This window comes from Streptomyces sp. TOM-9 (assembly GCF_056858595.1).
Window position 1 is genome coordinate 5734766 of the sequence record NZ_JBXEQB010000001.1, and the last position, 15231, is coordinate 5749996.

Genomic DNA, 15231 nt, shown 5'->3' on the forward strand with positions numbered 1-15231 from the left:
TCGCCGGCCTTTTTCATGCCCTCACGGCAAGAGACGAGGTGACACATGGGCAGGAACCTGTGGATCGGACCGCCCGGTTCGCTGTACGAGATCGACCGCGCGGCGCGGAGCTTCGACCGGAGCGCCGACCTCGGCGTGTCGGAGTTCACGTCGCTCGGCGGCCGGGTGACCGTCGTGCGCAACGCGCGCGCCAACCGCCGGACCAAGCTGAGCTGGGACACGCTGGAGCCCGCGCAGGCCAGGGTGCTGGACCGGCTGGCCCGCCGCACCGACGGCGCCGGGCCGGTCGCGCTGCTCGACCCGGCGGCGGCCAACATGCTGGACGCGCTGCAGGCGGCCGGCCGGGGGGAGCCGGGGAGCACAGGGCTCGGCCAGTGGCTCCCGGTGGTGGGCACCGGAACGGGGAGCGTCACGGAACCGGCCTCCCCCGGGGTCTTCGCCTTCACCGCCGCGGACACCGCCGCGAAGGTCGGCTGGCGCCACCGCTACTGGGGCAGCCACCCCGTCGCGCCCGGCACCCGGATCTCCTTCCGGGCCTCCACGGCGATCGCCGCCCTGCCGACGTGCGCGGTGAACCTCGACTTCAAGAACGCCGCCGGTGCCTACCTGTCGTCGGTGTCGGCGAACGGCGCCTACGTGGCGGGGACCGTGCCGGCGGGCGCGGCCTTCGTGACGCCCTGCGCGAAGCCCGGGGCCGCCGGGACGTACGCCCTCGCCGGGGCCTGCCTGTCGTACGACGACGGCGCCGCCGACGGCGTCCCCGGTGACGGCTGCCCCGCGATGGCGGTCACCGGGTACAGCGACGTGCCGTCCCAGCCGCTGCCGTACCGCGGCGTGAGCATCGACCTGGTGGAGGTGGCCGGTGCAGCGGGCTGACGACGCGCTCGGCGCGGCCCTCGCGCAGGGCGAGCGGACCACGTCCCACTCCACCCGCTTCGGCGGCAAGGACCTCGGCGCCCAGGTCCAGTCGTGGAGCGTGGACCGGTCGTACGCGACCGACCTGCCGGAGGCGATGCGGGCGTTCTCCGGCAGCGCCTCGGCCCAGGCCGAGTTCGAGATCTCGGGTGCGGCCGTCTCCCCGGACGAACACCTGCAGGGCGGAGCCGACCGGTCCGGGCCCCAGCTGTACTCGCCGTGGGCGCCCAGGAGCACGGGAGACCTCGTCCGTCCCGGCCAGTCCGTGGTGCACGCCGCGGGGCTCGGCGGGAACGACCTGGCAGCCTTCCGCGGCACGGTCCGGGCCCGCAGCGCGGCCTCCGGCAGCGACACCGTCAAGGTCACCGCGCTGGACGGGGCCGAGCGGCTGCGCGGCCCCGCCGTCCTGCCGAAGCCGTACATCGGGTTCTTCCGGAAGCGCCCGGTGTCCTCGGTGACCTGGTGCGTGGACGAGCTCCTCCGGCAGGCGGGACTCCACAGCTCCCCGCCCGCGCGCTACCCCGAGTTCGTCGAGGGGCAGCCGTTCACCCTCGTCCACGCGACGCTGCACGGCGGGTTCACCACGCCCTACGGCCAGCCGGAAGTGCTGCCCGATCCGCGGAACTACACCTGGACCAGGCAGGACGCGCCCCACGAGATGGCGCTCGTGCCCACCGGGCTGGAGCCGGGCACCACGGGCCTGACGGCCTCCTGGTTCCCGCGCAGCCGCGTCACCGTGCCGGGCAGCCGGCTGTTCGCCGAGGCGTGGGTCAACAACGCCGTCGGCATCGGCGACACGGTGGAGATCCACCTCCAGCTCAACCGCACGGGATCGGCGACGGGCACCCTGCGCCTGGTCGTCGACTTCGTCGCCGGCACCGTCCGCCTCTACTCCGAGGGCTCGGACCAGGGCTACTGGTACTTCGAGTGGTCATGGCCGGCCATCAGGACACAGCGGGGCGTCTGGCACATCGGCGCGTTCTTCGACACGGCGGGCACCGGGACCGCGATGTACCCCACCGTGCAGCCGAGGCTGACCGCACCCGACGGAACGCAGCTGCTGGGGACGGCGGCCACGTACGTCCAGCCGTCCGGCATCCAGAAGTCCGCCGAACTGGACCAGGTGCGGCTGGTCACCACCGTGGCCGTGGAGTCGCTGCAGGTGACCTCCGGACTGGCCGCGATGCCGGCCGCCGCCGTCTTCGGCCAGTCCGGCACCTGGACCAAGGGCGCGGTCCTGGACGACGCGGTCTTCCCGCTGGTCTCCGTCCCCCGGATCTCGGGCTCGCAGTGGGACGTGCTGACGCAGATCGCCAAGGCGACCATGGCGACCGCCGAGTTCGACGAGCACGGCGTCTTCCGCTGGCGCAACCACACCCGGTTCGCCCAGCCCCCCACGGCGGCCGACCTCACGCTGACCACCGTGCGGGACATCGCCGCGCTGACCGTCACGGAGGAGATCGACGCCTGCCGGAACTACTGCGTCCAGCCCGCCAAGGACTGGTCCAAGACCGGCGCGGCGACCGGGACCGTCTACGACGACAGCACCATCCGGGAGATCCCCGCGAACCGGTCCGTCACGGTCAGCTACGTGATGGCCGAGGAGGAGTTCGACATCGGACCGCCGCTCACCGACGACGACTCCGTCACCACCTCCGGGTCCTCGGTGCGCTTCGCGACCTCGCCCGCGGCCGGGGCGACGGCGGTCAAGGGCGCGGTCGACGTCCTGACCCGCCGCGAGGACGGCTACCTCGTGGTGCGCTTCAGCAACCGCAGCGCGCAGACGCTCTACACCGTCACGAAGACCGGCGAGCCCTCCGTCCACCTCGAGACGCTCAAGCCGGCCGACGACCCGGCCGAGCGCTTCGCCACCTCCTGGGTGGCGGGCAGCGCCGGCGAACGGTTCTACGGCCGCCAGGAGTACTCCGCCGAGGCCACCGACTGGGTGCAGGACCTGCGGGGCGCGCAGTCGCTCGCCGACGCCATGCGCAGGGCCGGCGAGTACCCCGTCCCCGTCATCGGCGACGTCGAGGTGCTCCCCGACCCGCGGATCCAGCTCGGCGACGTCGTGCGGCTGGTCGACACCAGCGGCGCCCGACTGGACACCCTGGCCTGGGTCACCGGGATCAAGACCGCAGCGACGGCTGCCGGCGGGGTGCGGCAGACCCTGACCCTGCGCGGGACCGTGCCCAACGGGGTCCCCGCGGACTCCGGGCTGACCCCCGACGTCCCGGCGGCGCCGGTGACGGAGGTGTGGCAGACGTACGCCCAGGTGGCGGCCGCCTACCCGACCCTCGCCGAGGTGAAGGCCGGCGGCCGGACCTGGCGCGACATCAAGGAGGGCACCCATGCCTGAGGACACCCCCGGAGCCGCCCCCGTCACCCTGACGGACGTTCAGTTCCAGCAGCTGGCCGACACGGTGACGACGGAACTCGCCGGATACCTCGGCGTCGGCGCGGACCACGGACCGGACCTTCCGGTCGCCGTCACGGTCAGCGACGGCCCGCCGCCGGAGGGGGAACCGGAGCCGCCGGAGCCGCCGTCCCCGCACGGCCCCGGCGAGGAGGAGGAAGCCACCCCGTCCCCGTACACCGCCGAAGGCGGCGGCGTACCCGAGCCCGCAGCGGAGGCGACCGCGTGAGCACGCAGTACACCCCGATCAGCAATCTCCCCTACCCCCAGGCCACCGACGCCGCCGACCTGCCCGCGAACCTCAGGGCGCTCGCGGAGGGCGTGGACGGCCGTACCGTGATGCGCTTCGCGGACGCGGCGTCGCGCGACGCCAAGGTCACGGCACCCGTGGCCGGCATGGTCGCCTGGCTGACGACCCCCGGCCGGCTGGTGCAGTACACCGGTACCGTCTGGGCGCCGGTGGGGGCCGTCCCGGTGTTCCGGGTGAACGTGGACGGCGGCACCACGAACTCGACGACCTACGCGGAGACCCTGACCGACGCGGTCGGCGACCCCATGGCGGCCGCCTTCACGGCGCCCGCCTCCGGCCAGGTCATCGTGACGGTGGGCGCCTACATGTGGAGCTCGGGGGCGTACAGCTCCTACATGTCCGCCACGGTCCGCAGGGCCTCGGACAACGCGGTGTTCCTCGCCACCAGCGACGACCGGGCGGCACTGGTCACCAACACCGGCCGGGGTTCGTCGTCCAGCCAGTTCCTCGTGACCGGCCTCACGGCGGGCACCGGCTACACCGCCACACCCGCCTACCGCTCCGGCAACGCGTCCAGCACGGCCAGCTTCGACACCCGCTTCATCCGGATCGACCCGCTGCTGTAGCACCGTCCGCCCCCGAGCCCCGGGCTGCCGTGCGCACGGCGGCCCGGGGCTTCCCCGTTCCCGTTCCCGTCCCCAGTCCCACCACCGTCCCACCGATCAGAGGAGGAACCATGGCCACACCCGTCTCCGCGACGGCATTCCTGGCCGCTCTCGATGCCGAAGGCGTCACCGTCGCCGGACACGGCGACTGGCGCACCCACAACCGCAACGCCGTCGCCGCCTGGGGCCAGGTGCACGGGGTGATGCTGCATCACACCGCCGGCCGGGACAGCGTGGCGATGTGCCGGACCGGCCGCGCCGACCTGCCAGGACCGCTGTGCATCGGCGTCATCGCCAAGGACGGCACCGTGCACCTGGTCGGGTACGGGCGCACCAACCACGCCGGAAGCGGTTCGAGCGCCGTGTACGACGCCGTCCGCGCCGGCCGCCCGCTGCCCGCCAAGCCCGGTGCCGATGCCGTCGACGGCAACGCCCACTTCTACGGGTTCGAGATCGAGAACCTGGGCGATGGCCACGACCCCTACCCCGCCGCCCAGTTGGCGGCCGTGGAGAGGACCGCCGTCGCCCTGTGCCGGGTGCACGGCTGGAGCGCCGGCCACGTCATCGGGCACAAGGAATGGACGGGACGGAAGATCGATCCCAGCTTCCCGATGCCGGCCATGCGGGAGCGCGTCGCCAAACGGCTCGGAACCCCGCCCGCGCGGACGTACGAGCCCTTCCCGGGCGCCGCCTTCTTCCGGCCCGGCCGTCGCAGCGACGTCGTCACGGCGATGGGCCGGCGCCTCGTCGCCGTCGGCTGCGGCCGCTACCGGCAAGGGCCCGGGCCGGAGTGGACCGAAGCCGACCGCCGCTCCTACGCCGCCTGGCAGCGCAAGCTCGGCTACGGCGGCGCGGACGCCGACGGCATCCCCGGCCGCACCAGCTGGGACGGACTGCACGTCCCGAAGAGGAAGGAGACCACATGACCGACGCCGACCGCCGTACCGTCCGCACCCTCGTCCAGACCGGCGTCGCCCTCGCCGCCGCCGCGCCGCTGCTGGTCGACGCGGCCTGGCCGGGCGCCTGCACCGTGCTCGCCGTCGCGGCCGCCGTCACCCGCGTGATGTCCCTCGACGCCGTGGAGCGGCTGCTGCCCTCCTGGCTGAGGCGGTGAGGCAGATGACCACGCATCAGGAAGGCGCCCTCGGGGTCGCCCTCGAACTCGAACGCCTGCGCCGCTCCGTCGACGTCGGCTTCGCCACCACGCGGGGTGATCTCGCCCTGCTCCTGCAGCGCGCCGACCAGACCGACAAGGTGCTGGGCGAGCACGAGGAGCGCATCGAGGCGCTGGAGCGTTCCCGCTGGCCGCTGCCCGCCGTGGCGGCGCTCACCGGGTTGCTGGCGCTGGTCGTCGCCGCCTACGGGACCTTCGCCGGGTGAGCGGCGTACCCCGGCCGCGGGACGGCGACCTCAGCGGGCGCGGCTCGAGCCGCGCCCGCGCCGCCCGGCGTCCCCCCGGGCCGCCGCCGCCCGCTGCGGCAGGGGGCGGCGCCTGATCGCCAGGACGAACGCCGCGACCGCCGCCACCAGGACGGTCTCCACGGCCGGTCCGAACCACGAGGAACCCTTCGACGCGTCCCCCGCCGCCGCGGGCCGCGGGCCGCGGCTGTCGCCGGGAGGCCCCCCGGCCATCGCGCGCACCTGGCTCAGCGTCGGCACCAACTCCCCGACCGGCTCCACGCGGCCCACCGCGTCGAACCCCCAGTCCAGCAGGTCGGCCGCCTCCCGGTACACCTCGTCGTACCCCGACTCCGGGTGCATCACGGTCACCAGCAGCGTCCGTCCGTCGCGCTCCGCCGCGCCCGTGAAGGTGTTCCCGGCGTTGGTGGTGTAGCCGTTCTTCACCCCGATCATGCCGTCGTAGTCGCCCAGCAGGCGGTTGGTGTTCTGGATCTCGAAGGTCGCGCCCTTCTCCGCGGGGAACCGCGCGACCTGCGTCCGGCAGTAGTACCTGAAGTCCGGGTTCCGCAGCCCCGCCCGCGCGAAGAGCGTCAGGTCGTACGCCGACGACAGCTGGTCGGGCGTGTCGTAGCCGTCCGGGCTCACCACGTACGTGTCGTTTGCCTGCAGCTCCCGCGCCCGCGCCCGCATCTCCCGGACGGTCTTCGCCACCCCGCCGTTCATCGAGCACAGCACGTGCACCGCGTCGTTCCCCGACCGCAGGAACACCCCGAGCCACAGCTGCTCGACCGTGTAGGTGATCCCCGCCTCGATCCCGACCAGACTGCTCCCGGCTCCCATGTCCGCCAGGTCCGCGTGCGTCACCTCGTGCCGGGTCCGCCGGCCGAAGCGGGGCAGCAGCGTGTCCGCGAACAGCATCTTCAGCGTGCTCGCCGGGGGCAGTTGCCGGTGCGCGTTGTACGACGCCAGCACGTCACCGGAGTCGGCGTCCGCGACGATCCACGACAGGGAGTTCGTCTCCGGCAGCCTCGGCGCCCCCACCGCCACCTGCACCCCGTGCCGCCCCAGCCGCTCGCCCCCGACCACGGATCTGCCGGCCGCCACCGCCTTCCCGGCGGGAAGCAGCGCGGCAGCCACGCCGAGTCCGAGGACGGCACGTCGCGGCGGTGTGGGGGGTGTCGCGGCCATGGGGGGACGGTACAAGCTGCGACCCCCCACAACCGAACCGGGGGCACCTCTGTGGACACCGGTCGGCCCAGCGCATACTGGGTTCCTTGATGCGAATGGGGGAAGGGCGGGAACCCGTTGCGCCGGATGCTGGCCGTGCACTTCGCGCCGAGCGCCCTGTTCGTCACACACGCCTGGACCCTCACCCGTGCGGGCGCGTTCTCCGGCCGCACCCGATGGCACGACGCCCTCCCCGCCACCCCCGCCTCGACCGCGGCCGCAGTGCTCGCGATCTCCGCCTCCGCCGCACTGCTCGGCCTGCTGCTGCACCCTTTCCAGGTGCGGGCCGTCCGGGTGCTGGAGGGCTACTGGGAGCGGTGGGCGCCGACGTCGCGGCTGGCGGGGGTGCTGGTGGAGTACCAGCGGCGCAGGTGGCTGGTCCTGTTCGACGCCACCACCCGCGAGGACACGGACGTGGAGAGCCACACCGGCAAGAGCCTCGGCGAGCAGATACGGGAGCGGGACTCCCTCGCCCGCCTCGAACGCGACCGCCATCAGGCCGTCCGGCGACTGGCGGCGCTTCCCCCGGGCAACGTGCTGCTTCCCACGGCCCTCGGAAACGCCCTGCGTGCGGGCGAACTCAGAGCCGGAGAGCGCTACGGCCTGGCGACGCTGGCCTCCTGGCCGCGGATCCTCCCGCAGGTCTCCGGCCGGCTGGCCGCCGCGCTGAGTTCGGCCCGGGACTCCCTCGACACCGCGGTGAACCTGTGCCACTGCTTCCTCGCCTGCACCCTGGTCGGCGCGGTGGCCTTCCACGACGAACCGCGCCAGTGGGGGCTCCTCGCCGCGTCCCTGGCGGGTGCAGCCCTCGCGTACAAGGGGGCGGTGACGGCCGCCCAGGCGTATGCGGGGCTGATGTACGTCGTCTACGACCTGCACCGGCTCGATCTGGCCAAGGCGCTGGGCCACGAACTCCCCGACCACGAGGGTGAGTGGGACCTGTTCCGGCGGATATCCGACCGTCTGCGATGAGCGCTACGCCCGCACCAGGCTGACCGCGCCGCCCAGTCCCAGGAGATGCAGGCCCACGCCACCGGAGTCCGTGTCGATGGCGTCCCTCGGCCCTGAGTCGGTGACCCGCGTGAGGACCATGCCCGTCGTCTGCACCGTGACCGGCCAGCTCCGGGGAACGGTCAGATGCACGTGCCCTACGACCGCCGTGATGTGGACGGTCACGTCGCCGTCGAGCGCCGAACCGGTGAGGTCCGCCCGTATCTCCCCGGCGACGGCCCGCAGTTCCAGGCGCGGGTGCCGGGTGCGTTCTCCGATCGCCCCGGGACCGCGGACGCGGCCCGTGGACAGGAACCGCGTCCACCGCCCTTCCCCCGGTCGAACTGAGGGGCGCAGCAACGCGACGCCCACCAGCGCGAGTGAGACGGGCAGGACGACGTTCACCAGGACGCGGCCGCTGACGGCGTGCCCGTGGGCGAGCCCCACGAGGGCGATCGCGGCCAGGACGCCAGGGGCTATGAGCGAGCTGACGCCGACGAAGGACCGCACGAGGTTGAGTACCGCCAGCGCGAGCAGCAGCCAGGGCCACCACGTGACGGCCCACTCCGCTGCCACGCGCACCCGGTGCAGGGTGTCCCCCACGGCGAAGCTCCCGAGCGCCAGCGCGCCCAGACCCAGCCACGGGGCGGGACGACGCCCCCGTTCCCTGTCCGTCCGAGCCACGCGCGTCATCGTAGTGGCGGGCGTGGCCCAGGTTGCCGGACGGGTGACTAGTCCGTGCGGCGGGCCTCGTTGAGCTCGGTGAGGGCTTGTTTCAGTACAGGTCGTGGATCGCGGCCCCCGTCCATGGCGGCGTTGTGGACCGAGGGGGGCAGCACTTGAAAGTCGCACCCCGGGTCGTGCTTGACCTTGTTGTGTTGCCTCAGATATTCGGCGATGGCGTGTGGCCCGTTTTCGAGTGCCGAATTCCATGCCTTTATGGTGTCCGTGCCGCTGTTCCTCGGGATCAGTCCGAGACAATCATCCCCCCAGCATTCCCGCCATCTGTTGGAGGGTGCGGCGATTCCCGGTAGTGTCATGGAATGCGAGCTCATCGGTGACCTAGCCCTCTCTGGATTCGGGGATGGTTTCCTCGTCCTGTTCCTCCCGGTTCCGCAACCTGTACAGGTGTGCGATCCACAGGACGTCCAACGCTGTGCACAAGAGGACCATGGCGAACGCCACCCAGCGCCATGCGGCTTGAGGTCCGGCGTCCGAGGGTGCGAGGGCCAGGGAGACGCCCAAGCCCAGCAGGGAGGTACCCGCGTTGAAGGACAGGATTGCCCAAAAGATGTAGCGCTCCCATATCTCGAAATGGAGGCGCTGAGTGACGCGCAATGCAGGGTATTGCTTGGAGCGATGGGCGTCGGGTCCGTACCACGCTTCGATGTCCTGGGGGCTGTAATAGTAATGGCGCGCGTGGTAGTGGAGCTGCATGCTGGCAACGAGCGAGAGCGATGCAGCGACCAGGACCAGGAGTGTCGGCCCAGGCCAGAGAAAAAACGTTGGGTCCGCTCCCGCGACGACGCCGGCCAGGGCGAGTGCGGCTGCTGTCAACATTGGGGCGGCGATGGAATGGGCCTCTTGGGCTGCCTGTCCGAATCCGAGCGGCTTCGGCCGCCCCAATATCGTCATGATCCCCCCATAGGAGCTCCCCGCATCCTGCTCGGAGCATGACAGATCATCAATAAACGCACCATAGGCTGAATCAAGTCACGCACCAGCGCAGACGGGGCGTTGTCAGAGGGCGGTCCTACGCTCGGCGGGCATGGGGACTGCGGGGGTCGCCGCACAGGGGGTGGACGGTGAGTGTGATCGCGTGGGGGGACGTCGGGGAGCCGGCCGTGCCCGGGTACGGGATCGGGGTGGCGCAGCGGCTGGGTGGGGTCACCGCGGAGCTGGGGATCAGGGACGGGCGGGCCGTGCTGGGGTGGCGTAATGCGGCGGGCAAGGCGCTGAAGGGCGCCCCGGCCGCCGTGCGGCGCGAGCATGCGGGGGAGCTGACGCGGCTCAGGGCGACCGTCGGGGACATCGACCGGACGCTGGCGGCGCAGGCCGCATGGCTGGAACGGCAGTTCCCGGAACGGCGCACGTGGGCGTACGCCGTGTGGCGGGAGCGGATGCTGGGCCATCCGCTGCTCGGGACCCTCGTCCGGCGACTGCTGTGGACGGTCGACGGGGTCGCCTGCGGGTGGGCCGACGGCGGCCTGCGCACCCTCGACGGCGAGCCGGTCCCGGTCGGTGGGGAGGACGCCGTCGGACTGTGGCACCCCTGGGGGTGCGACCGCGCGGAGATCACCGCCTGGCGGGAGTGGCTGGAGCGGCACGGCGTCACGCAGCCCTTCCGGCAGGCCCACCGCGAGGTGTACGGCCTCGCGGACGCCGCACGCGTCACCGTCACGCACCACGTCCTGGGACAGCACCGGTTCGCCTCGCTGGCCGCCGCCCGGGGCTGGCGGTACCGCCTGCGCCCGCCGGTCGACGAGGCCCTCCCGCCCGCGACGCGCGAGCTCCCGCGGTGGGGGCTGCGGGCGGAGCTGCGGGTCCAGGGCGTCGACGGCGACGCCTTCGGCCACTTCGGCAGCCATCTGTACGTCGGCACGGACCAGGTGCGCTTCCTCCCGCTGCACGCCCCCGGGGACCGGGCCGCCGATCCGCTCCCGCTCGCCGACGTCCCGCCGCTCGTCCTCAGCGAAGTCGTGCGCGACGTGGACCTCTTCGTGGGCGCCGCCGGCATCGGCAACGACCCCACCTGGCAGGACGGCGGCCCCGACGGCCGCTTCCGCGCCTACTGGGCGTCCTACGGCTTCGGCGAGCTGACCCCGTGCGCGAAGACGCGCCGCGAGGTGCTGTCCCGCCTCGTGCCGCGCCTGGCCATCGCCGGACGCTGCGCCGTCGAGGGCCGCTTCCTGCACGTCCGCGGTGACCGGCACACGTACCGGATCCACATAGGTTCCGGCAACGTCCTGATGTCCCCGGGCGACCGCCACCTGTGCGTCGTCCCGCCCGCCCACGCCTGCGCGGTCCCGGGCCCCCTGCCCTTCGAGGGCGACCCCATGCTGTCGGTGGTCCTCGGCAAGGCGCTGCTCCTCGCCCGCGACACGGAGATCACCGACCCGACGATCGTGAGCCGGCTGTGAGCCGCGTGCGGACGCGCAGGCTCGCGGGGTGCGTCGGCCACACGGTCACCCGCAGGCAGATCGGCCGCGCGCTGACCCCGTGAACGCCCGAGGGCCCCGCAGCCGGCTGACCGGCTGCGGGGCCCTCGGGGGAGCCTCGGCGGAGGGGATCAGAAGCGACGCGTGATGAGCGCGCGCTTGACCTCCTGGATCGCCTTGGTGACCTCGATGCCACGGGGGCAGGCGTCGGTGCAGTTGAACGTGGTGCGGCAGCGCCACACGCCGTCCTTGTCGTTCAGCACCTCGAGCCGCTGCTCGCCGCCCTCGTCACGCGAGTCGAAGATGAAGCGGTGCGCGTTGACGATGGCCGCCGGGCCGAAGTACTGGCCGTCGTTCCAGAAGACCGGGCAGGACGACGTGCACGCGGCGCACAGGATGCACTTGGTGGTGTCGTCGAAGCGCGCGCGGTCCTCGGCGGACTGCAGGCGCTCGCGCGTCGGCTCGTTGCCCTTGGTGATGAGGAAGGGCATCACGTCCCGGTAGGCCTGGAAGAACGGGTCCATGTCGACGACCAGGTCCTTCAGCACCGTCAGGCCCTTGATGGGCTCGACGGTGATGGGCTTGTCCGGGTTGATGTCCTTGATCAGGGTCTTGCAGGCCAGCCGGTTGCGGCCGTTGATGCGCATGGCGTCGGAGCCGCAGATGCCGTGGGCGCAGGAGCGACGGAACGTCAGCGTTCCGTCCATGTCCCACTTGATCTTGTGGAGGCCGTCGAGGACCCGCTCCTTGGGGTCGATCTCCAGCTCGAAGTCCTGCCAGGTGGCCTCGTCCGAGATCTCCGGGTTGAACCGGCGGATCCGGAAGGTGACCGTGATGTAGGGCGAGGCCTGGGCCTCGGCCTCGACCTTGTCGAGGGTCGCGGTGCTCATCAGTACTTACGCTCCATCGGCTGGTAGCGGGTCTGCACGACCGGCTTGTAGTCGAGACGGATCGCCTCGGTGCCGTCGGCACCCACCTCGCGGTACGCCATCGTGTGCCGCATGAAGTTGACGTCGTCGCGGTTCGGGTAGTCCTCGCGGTAGTGGCCGCCGCGGGACTCCTTGCGGGCCAGGGCCGAGACCGCCATGACCTCGGCGAGGTCGAGCAGGTTGCCGAGCTCGATGGCCTCGAGCAGGTCGGTGTTGAACCGCTTGCCCTTGTCCTGGATCGACACGTTCCGGTACCGCGCGCGCAGCTCGCCGATCTTCTCGACGGCGGTCTTGATGGTCTGCTCGGTGCGGAACACCATGACGTTCGCGTCCATGGTCTCCTGCAGCTCCTTGCGCAGCTGCGCGACCCGCTCGTTGCCGGTGGAGGAACGCAGCCGCTCCACCAGGTCGACCACGAACTGCGCCGGGGCCTCGGGGAGCTCGACGTAGTCGTGGTCCGCGGAGTACTCGGCGGCGGCGATGCCGGCCCGGCGGCCGAAGACGTTGATGTCCAGCAGCGAGTTGGTGCCGAGGCGGTTGGCGCCGTGCACGGAGACGCAGGCGACCTCGCCGGCGGCGTACAGGCCCGGGACGACGGTGGTGTTGTCCGACAGGACCTCACCCTGGACGTTGGTGGGGATGCCGCCCATGGCGTAGTGCGCGGTCGGCTGGATCGGGATCGGGTCCGTGTAGGGCTCGATGCCGAGGTAGGTCCGCGCGAACTCGGTGATGTCCGGGAGCTTGGCGTCCAGCTGCTCCGGCGGCAGGTGGGTCAGGTCGAGGTAGACGTGGTCGCCCTCGGGACCGCAGCCGCGACCCTCGCGGATCTCGGTGTAGATCGCCCGGGAGACGACGTCACGCGAGGCGAGGTCCTTCATGACCGGCGCGTACTTCTCCATGAAGCGCTCGCCGTCCTTGTTGCGGAGGATGCCGCCCTCACCGCGGGCGCCCTCCGTCAGCAGGATGCCCATGCGCCAGATGCCGGTCGGGTGGAACTGGAAGAACTCCATGTCCTCCAGCGGCAGACCGCGGCGGTAGACGGCGGCCTGGCCGTCACCGGTGAGGGTGTGCGCGTTGGAGGTGACCTTGAAGAACTTGCCGGTGCCGCCGGAGGCGTACACCACGGCCTTCGCCTGGAAGACGTGGATCTCGCCGGTGGCCAGCTCGTACGCGATGACGCCGGCGGACCGCTTGACGCCGTCCTCCTCGACGATGAGCTGGTCGAGGACGTAGAACTCGTTGAAGAACTCCACGCCCTCCTTGACGCAGTTCTGGTACAGCGTCTGGAGGATCATGTGGCCGGTGCGGTCGGCCGCGTAGCAGGCACGGCGGACCGGGGCCTCGCCGTGGTTGCGGGAGTGGCCGCCGAAGCGGCGCTGGTCGATCCGGCCCTCGGGGGTGCGGTTGAAGGGCAGGCCCATCTTCTCGAGGTCGAGGACCGCGTCGATGGCCTCCTTCGCCAGGATCTCGGCGGCGTCCTGGTCGACCAGGTAGTCACCGCCCTTGATCGTGTCGAAGGTGTGCCACTCCCAGTTGTCGTCCTCGACGTTCGCGAGGGCGGCGGCCATGCCGCCCTGGGCGGCGCCGGTGTGGGAGCGGGTGGGGTAGAGCTTCGTCAGCACGGCGGTGCGGCTGCGCTTCGTCGCCTCGATGGCGGCGCGCATGCCGGCGCCGCCCGCGCCGACGATGACGGTGTCGTACTTGTGGATCTGCATGAGGGGTCGCTTCCCTGTCCAGCCCTGGCTAGCGGATGTTCGGGTCGAAGGTGAAGATCACCAGCGTGCCGAGGATGATGGTGAACGCGGTCGCGGTGTAGACCAGCATCTTCAGCCAGAACCGGGTGTTGTCCCGCTCCGCGTAGTCGTTGATCACGGTGCGCAGGCCGTTGCCGCCGTGCAGCATCGCCAGCCACAGCATGAGCAGGTCCCAGGTCTGCCAGAACGGCGAGGCCCAGCGGCCGGCGACGAAGGCGAAACCGACCTTGGTGACGCCGCCGTCGAGGACGAGCTGGATCAGCAGGTGACCGATGACCAGGACGACCAGGACGATGCCGGACAGGCGCATGAAGAGCCAGCCGTACATCTCGAAGTTGGTCCGGGTGCTGCGCGGGGTGCGCTTGGTCCGGGCGCGCGGCGGCTCGATGACCGGGGCCGGGTTGTCGGGGCCGTAGGCGGCGCTGGAGGAGCTGAGCTCCACGTGGTCCGTTGCGGACATGACTTCGCTCAGCTCCCGAACAGCACTCGTGCGGCGTGACCGAGGACGGGGTAGATGGCCCCGATCATCAGCACGACCCAGATTCCGATGACCGTCCACAGCATCTGCTTCTGGTACTTCGGGCCCTTGGACCAGAAGTCCACGGCGATGACGCGCAGGCCGTTCAGAGCGTGGAAGAGGACAGCCGCGACCAGCCCGTACTCGAGCAGGCTGACGATGGGCTGCTTGTAGGTGTTGACGACCTTGTCGTAGTCCTCGGGGGAGACACGCACCAGTGCGGTGTCGAGGACGTGGACGAACAGGAAGAAGAAGATGAGGACACCGGTGACTCGATGAGCCACCCATGACCACATGCCTTCCCGGCCGCGGTACAACGTTCCAGCCGGCACGGAAAAAACCCTCCGGGAGCGGTGTGGGGCCTGCCGGCTTCGTTGGTCGGTCGGCCCGGCCGGGTACGGTCCTCCGGCCCTGGCCATCGTAGCGACGGCTTGTCGGCTACGTCCTGCCGGGTCCTTCAGGTGTGATCGATCCCGCACGGGTGGGTGTATCGGCCGCGAACCCCCGGCTCGCCCCGCGCGTTCCCGAGGGCCAGTCGCCCCAGGCGGGACCGGGTGACGCGGCGCAGTTCCTCGGCGGCCGTGACCCGCTCCTCGTCTGGTTCGTTGGCGAGACGCTGACGGAGTGACGCCAGCATCCGGTCGAGGGACTCACTGGGGTGCACCCCGTCGAGGGAGAGCACGAAGACGTGGCCGAAGCGAGCCTCGTACGCGGCCTGCGCGGCCCGCAGCGCCGTGTGCGCGGCGAGGCTGCCGCGGGTGGGGGCGGCGTCCGGCGGGGCGCCGGCCGCCTCGGCGGCGAGGGCCTCGGCGAGGTCGGCGGGCGTGAGGTCGTAGGCGGCCTCGTCGGCGGCGGCCAGCAGTGCGTCCAGGTCGGGGTAGGGGCGGTGCGCGGCGACCCTGCGGGCCCAGCGCAGGCTGCCGCAGCAGGTGAGCAGGACGGCCTCGGCCGCCCCGGGGGAGGCCTCGTTGAGCCGCCGCAGGCCGTGGGGGAGGCCGGGGCGGCCCGTCGG

17 protein-coding genes are annotated in these 15231 nt (G+C 71.9%); 9 read left to right on the top strand and 8 right to left on the bottom strand.

Going from position 1 to position 15231, the window contains the following annotated elements; all coding sequences use genetic code 11:
• Window positions 1-45: 45 nt before the first annotated feature.
• From AC1VWI_RS26890 to AC1VWI_RS26920, 7 genes are all read left to right on the top strand, one after another.
• Window positions 46-876, top strand: a complete 831-nt coding sequence (locus AC1VWI_RS26890; RefSeq protein ID WP_499513570.1) for a hypothetical protein — start codon at window positions 46-48, stop codon at window positions 874-876.
• On the top strand, window positions 863-3271 hold the full coding sequence (locus tag AC1VWI_RS26895; RefSeq protein ID WP_499513571.1) for a hypothetical protein: 2409 nt from the start codon (window positions 863-865) through the stop codon (window positions 3269-3271). Before AC1VWI_RS26890 ends, AC1VWI_RS26895 begins: the two co-directional genes overlap by 14 nt.
• On the top strand, window positions 3264-3557 hold the full coding sequence (locus tag AC1VWI_RS26900; protein ID WP_499513572.1) for a hypothetical protein: 294 nt from the start codon (window positions 3264-3266) through the stop codon (window positions 3555-3557). Before AC1VWI_RS26895 ends, AC1VWI_RS26900 begins: the two co-directional genes overlap by 8 nt.
• Entirely contained in the window at window positions 3554-4204 is a 651-nt protein-coding gene (locus AC1VWI_RS26905; protein WP_499513573.1) for a hypothetical protein, read from the top strand. The genes AC1VWI_RS26900 and AC1VWI_RS26905 overlap by 4 nt, the downstream gene beginning before the upstream one ends.
• Window positions 4205-4314: 110 nt before the next feature.
• Window positions 4315-5169, top strand: a complete 855-nt coding sequence (locus AC1VWI_RS26910; protein ID WP_499513574.1) for a peptidoglycan-binding protein — start codon at window positions 4315-4317, stop codon at window positions 5167-5169.
• Complete coding sequence (locus AC1VWI_RS26915; protein ID WP_499513575.1) at window positions 5166-5357, top strand: hypothetical protein; 192 nt, start codon at window positions 5166-5168, stop codon at window positions 5355-5357. Before AC1VWI_RS26910 ends, AC1VWI_RS26915 begins: the two co-directional genes overlap by 4 nt.
• Window positions 5358-5362: 5 nt before the next feature.
• Window positions 5363-5623, top strand: coding sequence for a hypothetical protein (locus tag AC1VWI_RS26920; RefSeq protein ID WP_499513576.1), 261 nt, complete (start codon window positions 5363-5365; stop codon window positions 5621-5623).
• A gap of 30 nt (window positions 5624-5653) precedes the next feature.
• Here the strand turns inward: AC1VWI_RS26920 and AC1VWI_RS26925 are convergent, their stop codons facing one another.
• Window positions 5654-6832 carry a D-alanyl-D-alanine carboxypeptidase family protein gene (locus tag AC1VWI_RS26925; RefSeq protein WP_499513577.1) on the bottom strand — a complete coding sequence of 393 codons (1179 nt, stop codon included), beginning with the start codon at window positions 6830-6832 and terminating at the stop codon, window positions 5654-5656.
• 126 nt (window positions 6833-6958) lie between these two features.
• Between AC1VWI_RS26925 and AC1VWI_RS26930 the strand changes: the two genes are divergently transcribed.
• Window positions 6959-7843 (top strand): hypothetical protein, encoded by an 885-nt coding sequence (locus AC1VWI_RS26930; RefSeq protein WP_499513578.1) that lies wholly within the window; start codon window positions 6959-6961, stop codon window positions 7841-7843.
• A gap of 3 nt (window positions 7844-7846) precedes the next feature.
• Here AC1VWI_RS26930 and AC1VWI_RS26935 read toward each other — a convergent pair whose 3' ends face one another.
• Both AC1VWI_RS26935 and AC1VWI_RS26940 read right to left on the bottom strand, forming a co-directional pair.
• The gene (locus AC1VWI_RS26935) at window positions 7847-8545 is read right to left on the bottom strand and encodes a hypothetical protein (RefSeq protein WP_499513579.1); all 699 of its coding nucleotides are present in this window, start codon (window positions 8543-8545) and stop codon (window positions 7847-7849) included.
• A 378-nt stretch (window positions 8546-8923) separates the two neighbouring features.
• Window positions 8924-9496, bottom strand: coding sequence for a hypothetical protein (locus AC1VWI_RS26940; RefSeq protein WP_499513580.1), 573 nt, complete (start codon window positions 9494-9496; stop codon window positions 8924-8926).
• A gap of 170 nt (window positions 9497-9666) precedes the next feature.
• On the opposite strand from AC1VWI_RS26940, the gene AC1VWI_RS26945 reads away from it, so the two are divergent.
• Window positions 9667-11001: a DUF4132 domain-containing protein gene (locus tag AC1VWI_RS26945; protein WP_499513581.1), complete on the top strand. Its 1335-nt coding sequence runs from the start codon at window positions 9667-9669 to the stop codon at window positions 10999-11001.
• A gap of 149 nt (window positions 11002-11150) precedes the next feature.
• On the opposite strand, the gene AC1VWI_RS26950 is transcribed toward AC1VWI_RS26945, so the two are convergent.
• The 5 genes from AC1VWI_RS26950 to AC1VWI_RS26970 form a co-directional block, all read right to left on the bottom strand.
• A complete protein-coding gene (locus AC1VWI_RS26950) occupies window positions 11151-11909 on the bottom strand; it encodes a succinate dehydrogenase iron-sulfur subunit (protein WP_018561261.1) in 759 nt (252 codons plus the stop codon).
• A complete protein-coding gene (gene sdhA, locus AC1VWI_RS26955; RefSeq protein WP_499513582.1) occupies window positions 11909-13663 on the bottom strand; it encodes a succinate dehydrogenase flavoprotein subunit in 1755 nt (584 codons plus the stop codon). The genes AC1VWI_RS26950 and sdhA overlap by 1 nt, the downstream gene beginning before the upstream one ends.
• 28 nt (window positions 13664-13691) lie before the next feature.
• Entirely contained in the window at window positions 13692-14162 is a 471-nt protein-coding gene (locus AC1VWI_RS26960) for a succinate dehydrogenase hydrophobic membrane anchor subunit (RefSeq protein WP_499513583.1), read from the bottom strand.
• An 8-nt stretch (window positions 14163-14170) separates the two neighbouring features.
• Window positions 14171-14551: a succinate dehydrogenase, cytochrome b556 subunit gene (gene sdhC, locus AC1VWI_RS26965; protein WP_499513584.1), complete on the bottom strand. Its 381-nt coding sequence runs from the start codon at window positions 14549-14551 to the stop codon at window positions 14171-14173.
• 125 nt (window positions 14552-14676) lie between these two features.
• The gene (locus tag AC1VWI_RS26970) at window positions 14677-15201 is read right to left on the bottom strand and encodes a 2-oxo-4-hydroxy-4-carboxy-5-ureidoimidazoline decarboxylase (protein ID WP_499516921.1); all 525 of its coding nucleotides are present in this window, start codon (window positions 15199-15201) and stop codon (window positions 14677-14679) included.
• Between the last annotated feature and the right edge of the window lie 30 nt (window positions 15202-15231).

What these genes read in the sequence shown, in the direction of transcription:
- AC1VWI_RS26890 (WP_499513570.1), top strand. Translation starts at nt 46, where the DNA reads ATGGGCAGGAACCTGTGGATCGGACCGCCCGGTTCGCTGTACGAGATC.
- AC1VWI_RS26900 (WP_499513572.1), top strand. Translation starts at nt 3,264, where the DNA reads ATGCCTGAGGACACCCCCGGAGCCGCCCCCGTCACCCTGACGGACGTT.
- AC1VWI_RS26910 (WP_499513574.1), top strand. Translation starts at nt 4,315, where the DNA reads ATGGCCACACCCGTCTCCGCGACGGCATTCCTGGCCGCTCTCGATGCC.
- AC1VWI_RS26915 (WP_499513575.1), top strand. Translation starts at nt 5,166, where the DNA reads ATGACCGACGCCGACCGCCGTACCGTCCGCACCCTCGTCCAGACCGGC.
- AC1VWI_RS26920 (WP_499513576.1), top strand. Translation starts at nt 5,363, where the DNA reads ATGACCACGCATCAGGAAGGCGCCCTCGGGGTCGCCCTCGAACTCGAA.
- AC1VWI_RS26925 (WP_499513577.1), bottom strand. Translation starts at nt 6,832, where the DNA reads ATGGCCGCGACACCCCCCACACCGCCGCGACGTGCCGTCCTCGGACTC.
- AC1VWI_RS26930 (WP_499513578.1), top strand. Translation starts at nt 6,959, where the DNA reads ATGCTGGCCGTGCACTTCGCGCCGAGCGCCCTGTTCGTCACACACGCC.
- AC1VWI_RS26940 (WP_499513580.1), bottom strand. Translation starts at nt 9,496, where the DNA reads ATGACGATATTGGGGCGGCCGAAGCCGCTCGGATTCGGACAGGCAGCC.
- AC1VWI_RS26950 (WP_018561261.1), bottom strand. Translation starts at nt 11,909, where the DNA reads ATGAGCACCGCGACCCTCGACAAGGTCGAGGCCGAGGCCCAGGCCTCG.
- sdhA (WP_499513582.1), bottom strand. Translation starts at nt 13,663, where the DNA reads ATGCAGATCCACAAGTACGACACCGTCATCGTCGGCGCGGGCGGCGCC.
- AC1VWI_RS26960 (WP_499513583.1), bottom strand. Translation starts at nt 14,162, where the DNA reads ATGTCCGCAACGGACCACGTGGAGCTCAGCTCCTCCAGCGCCGCCTAC.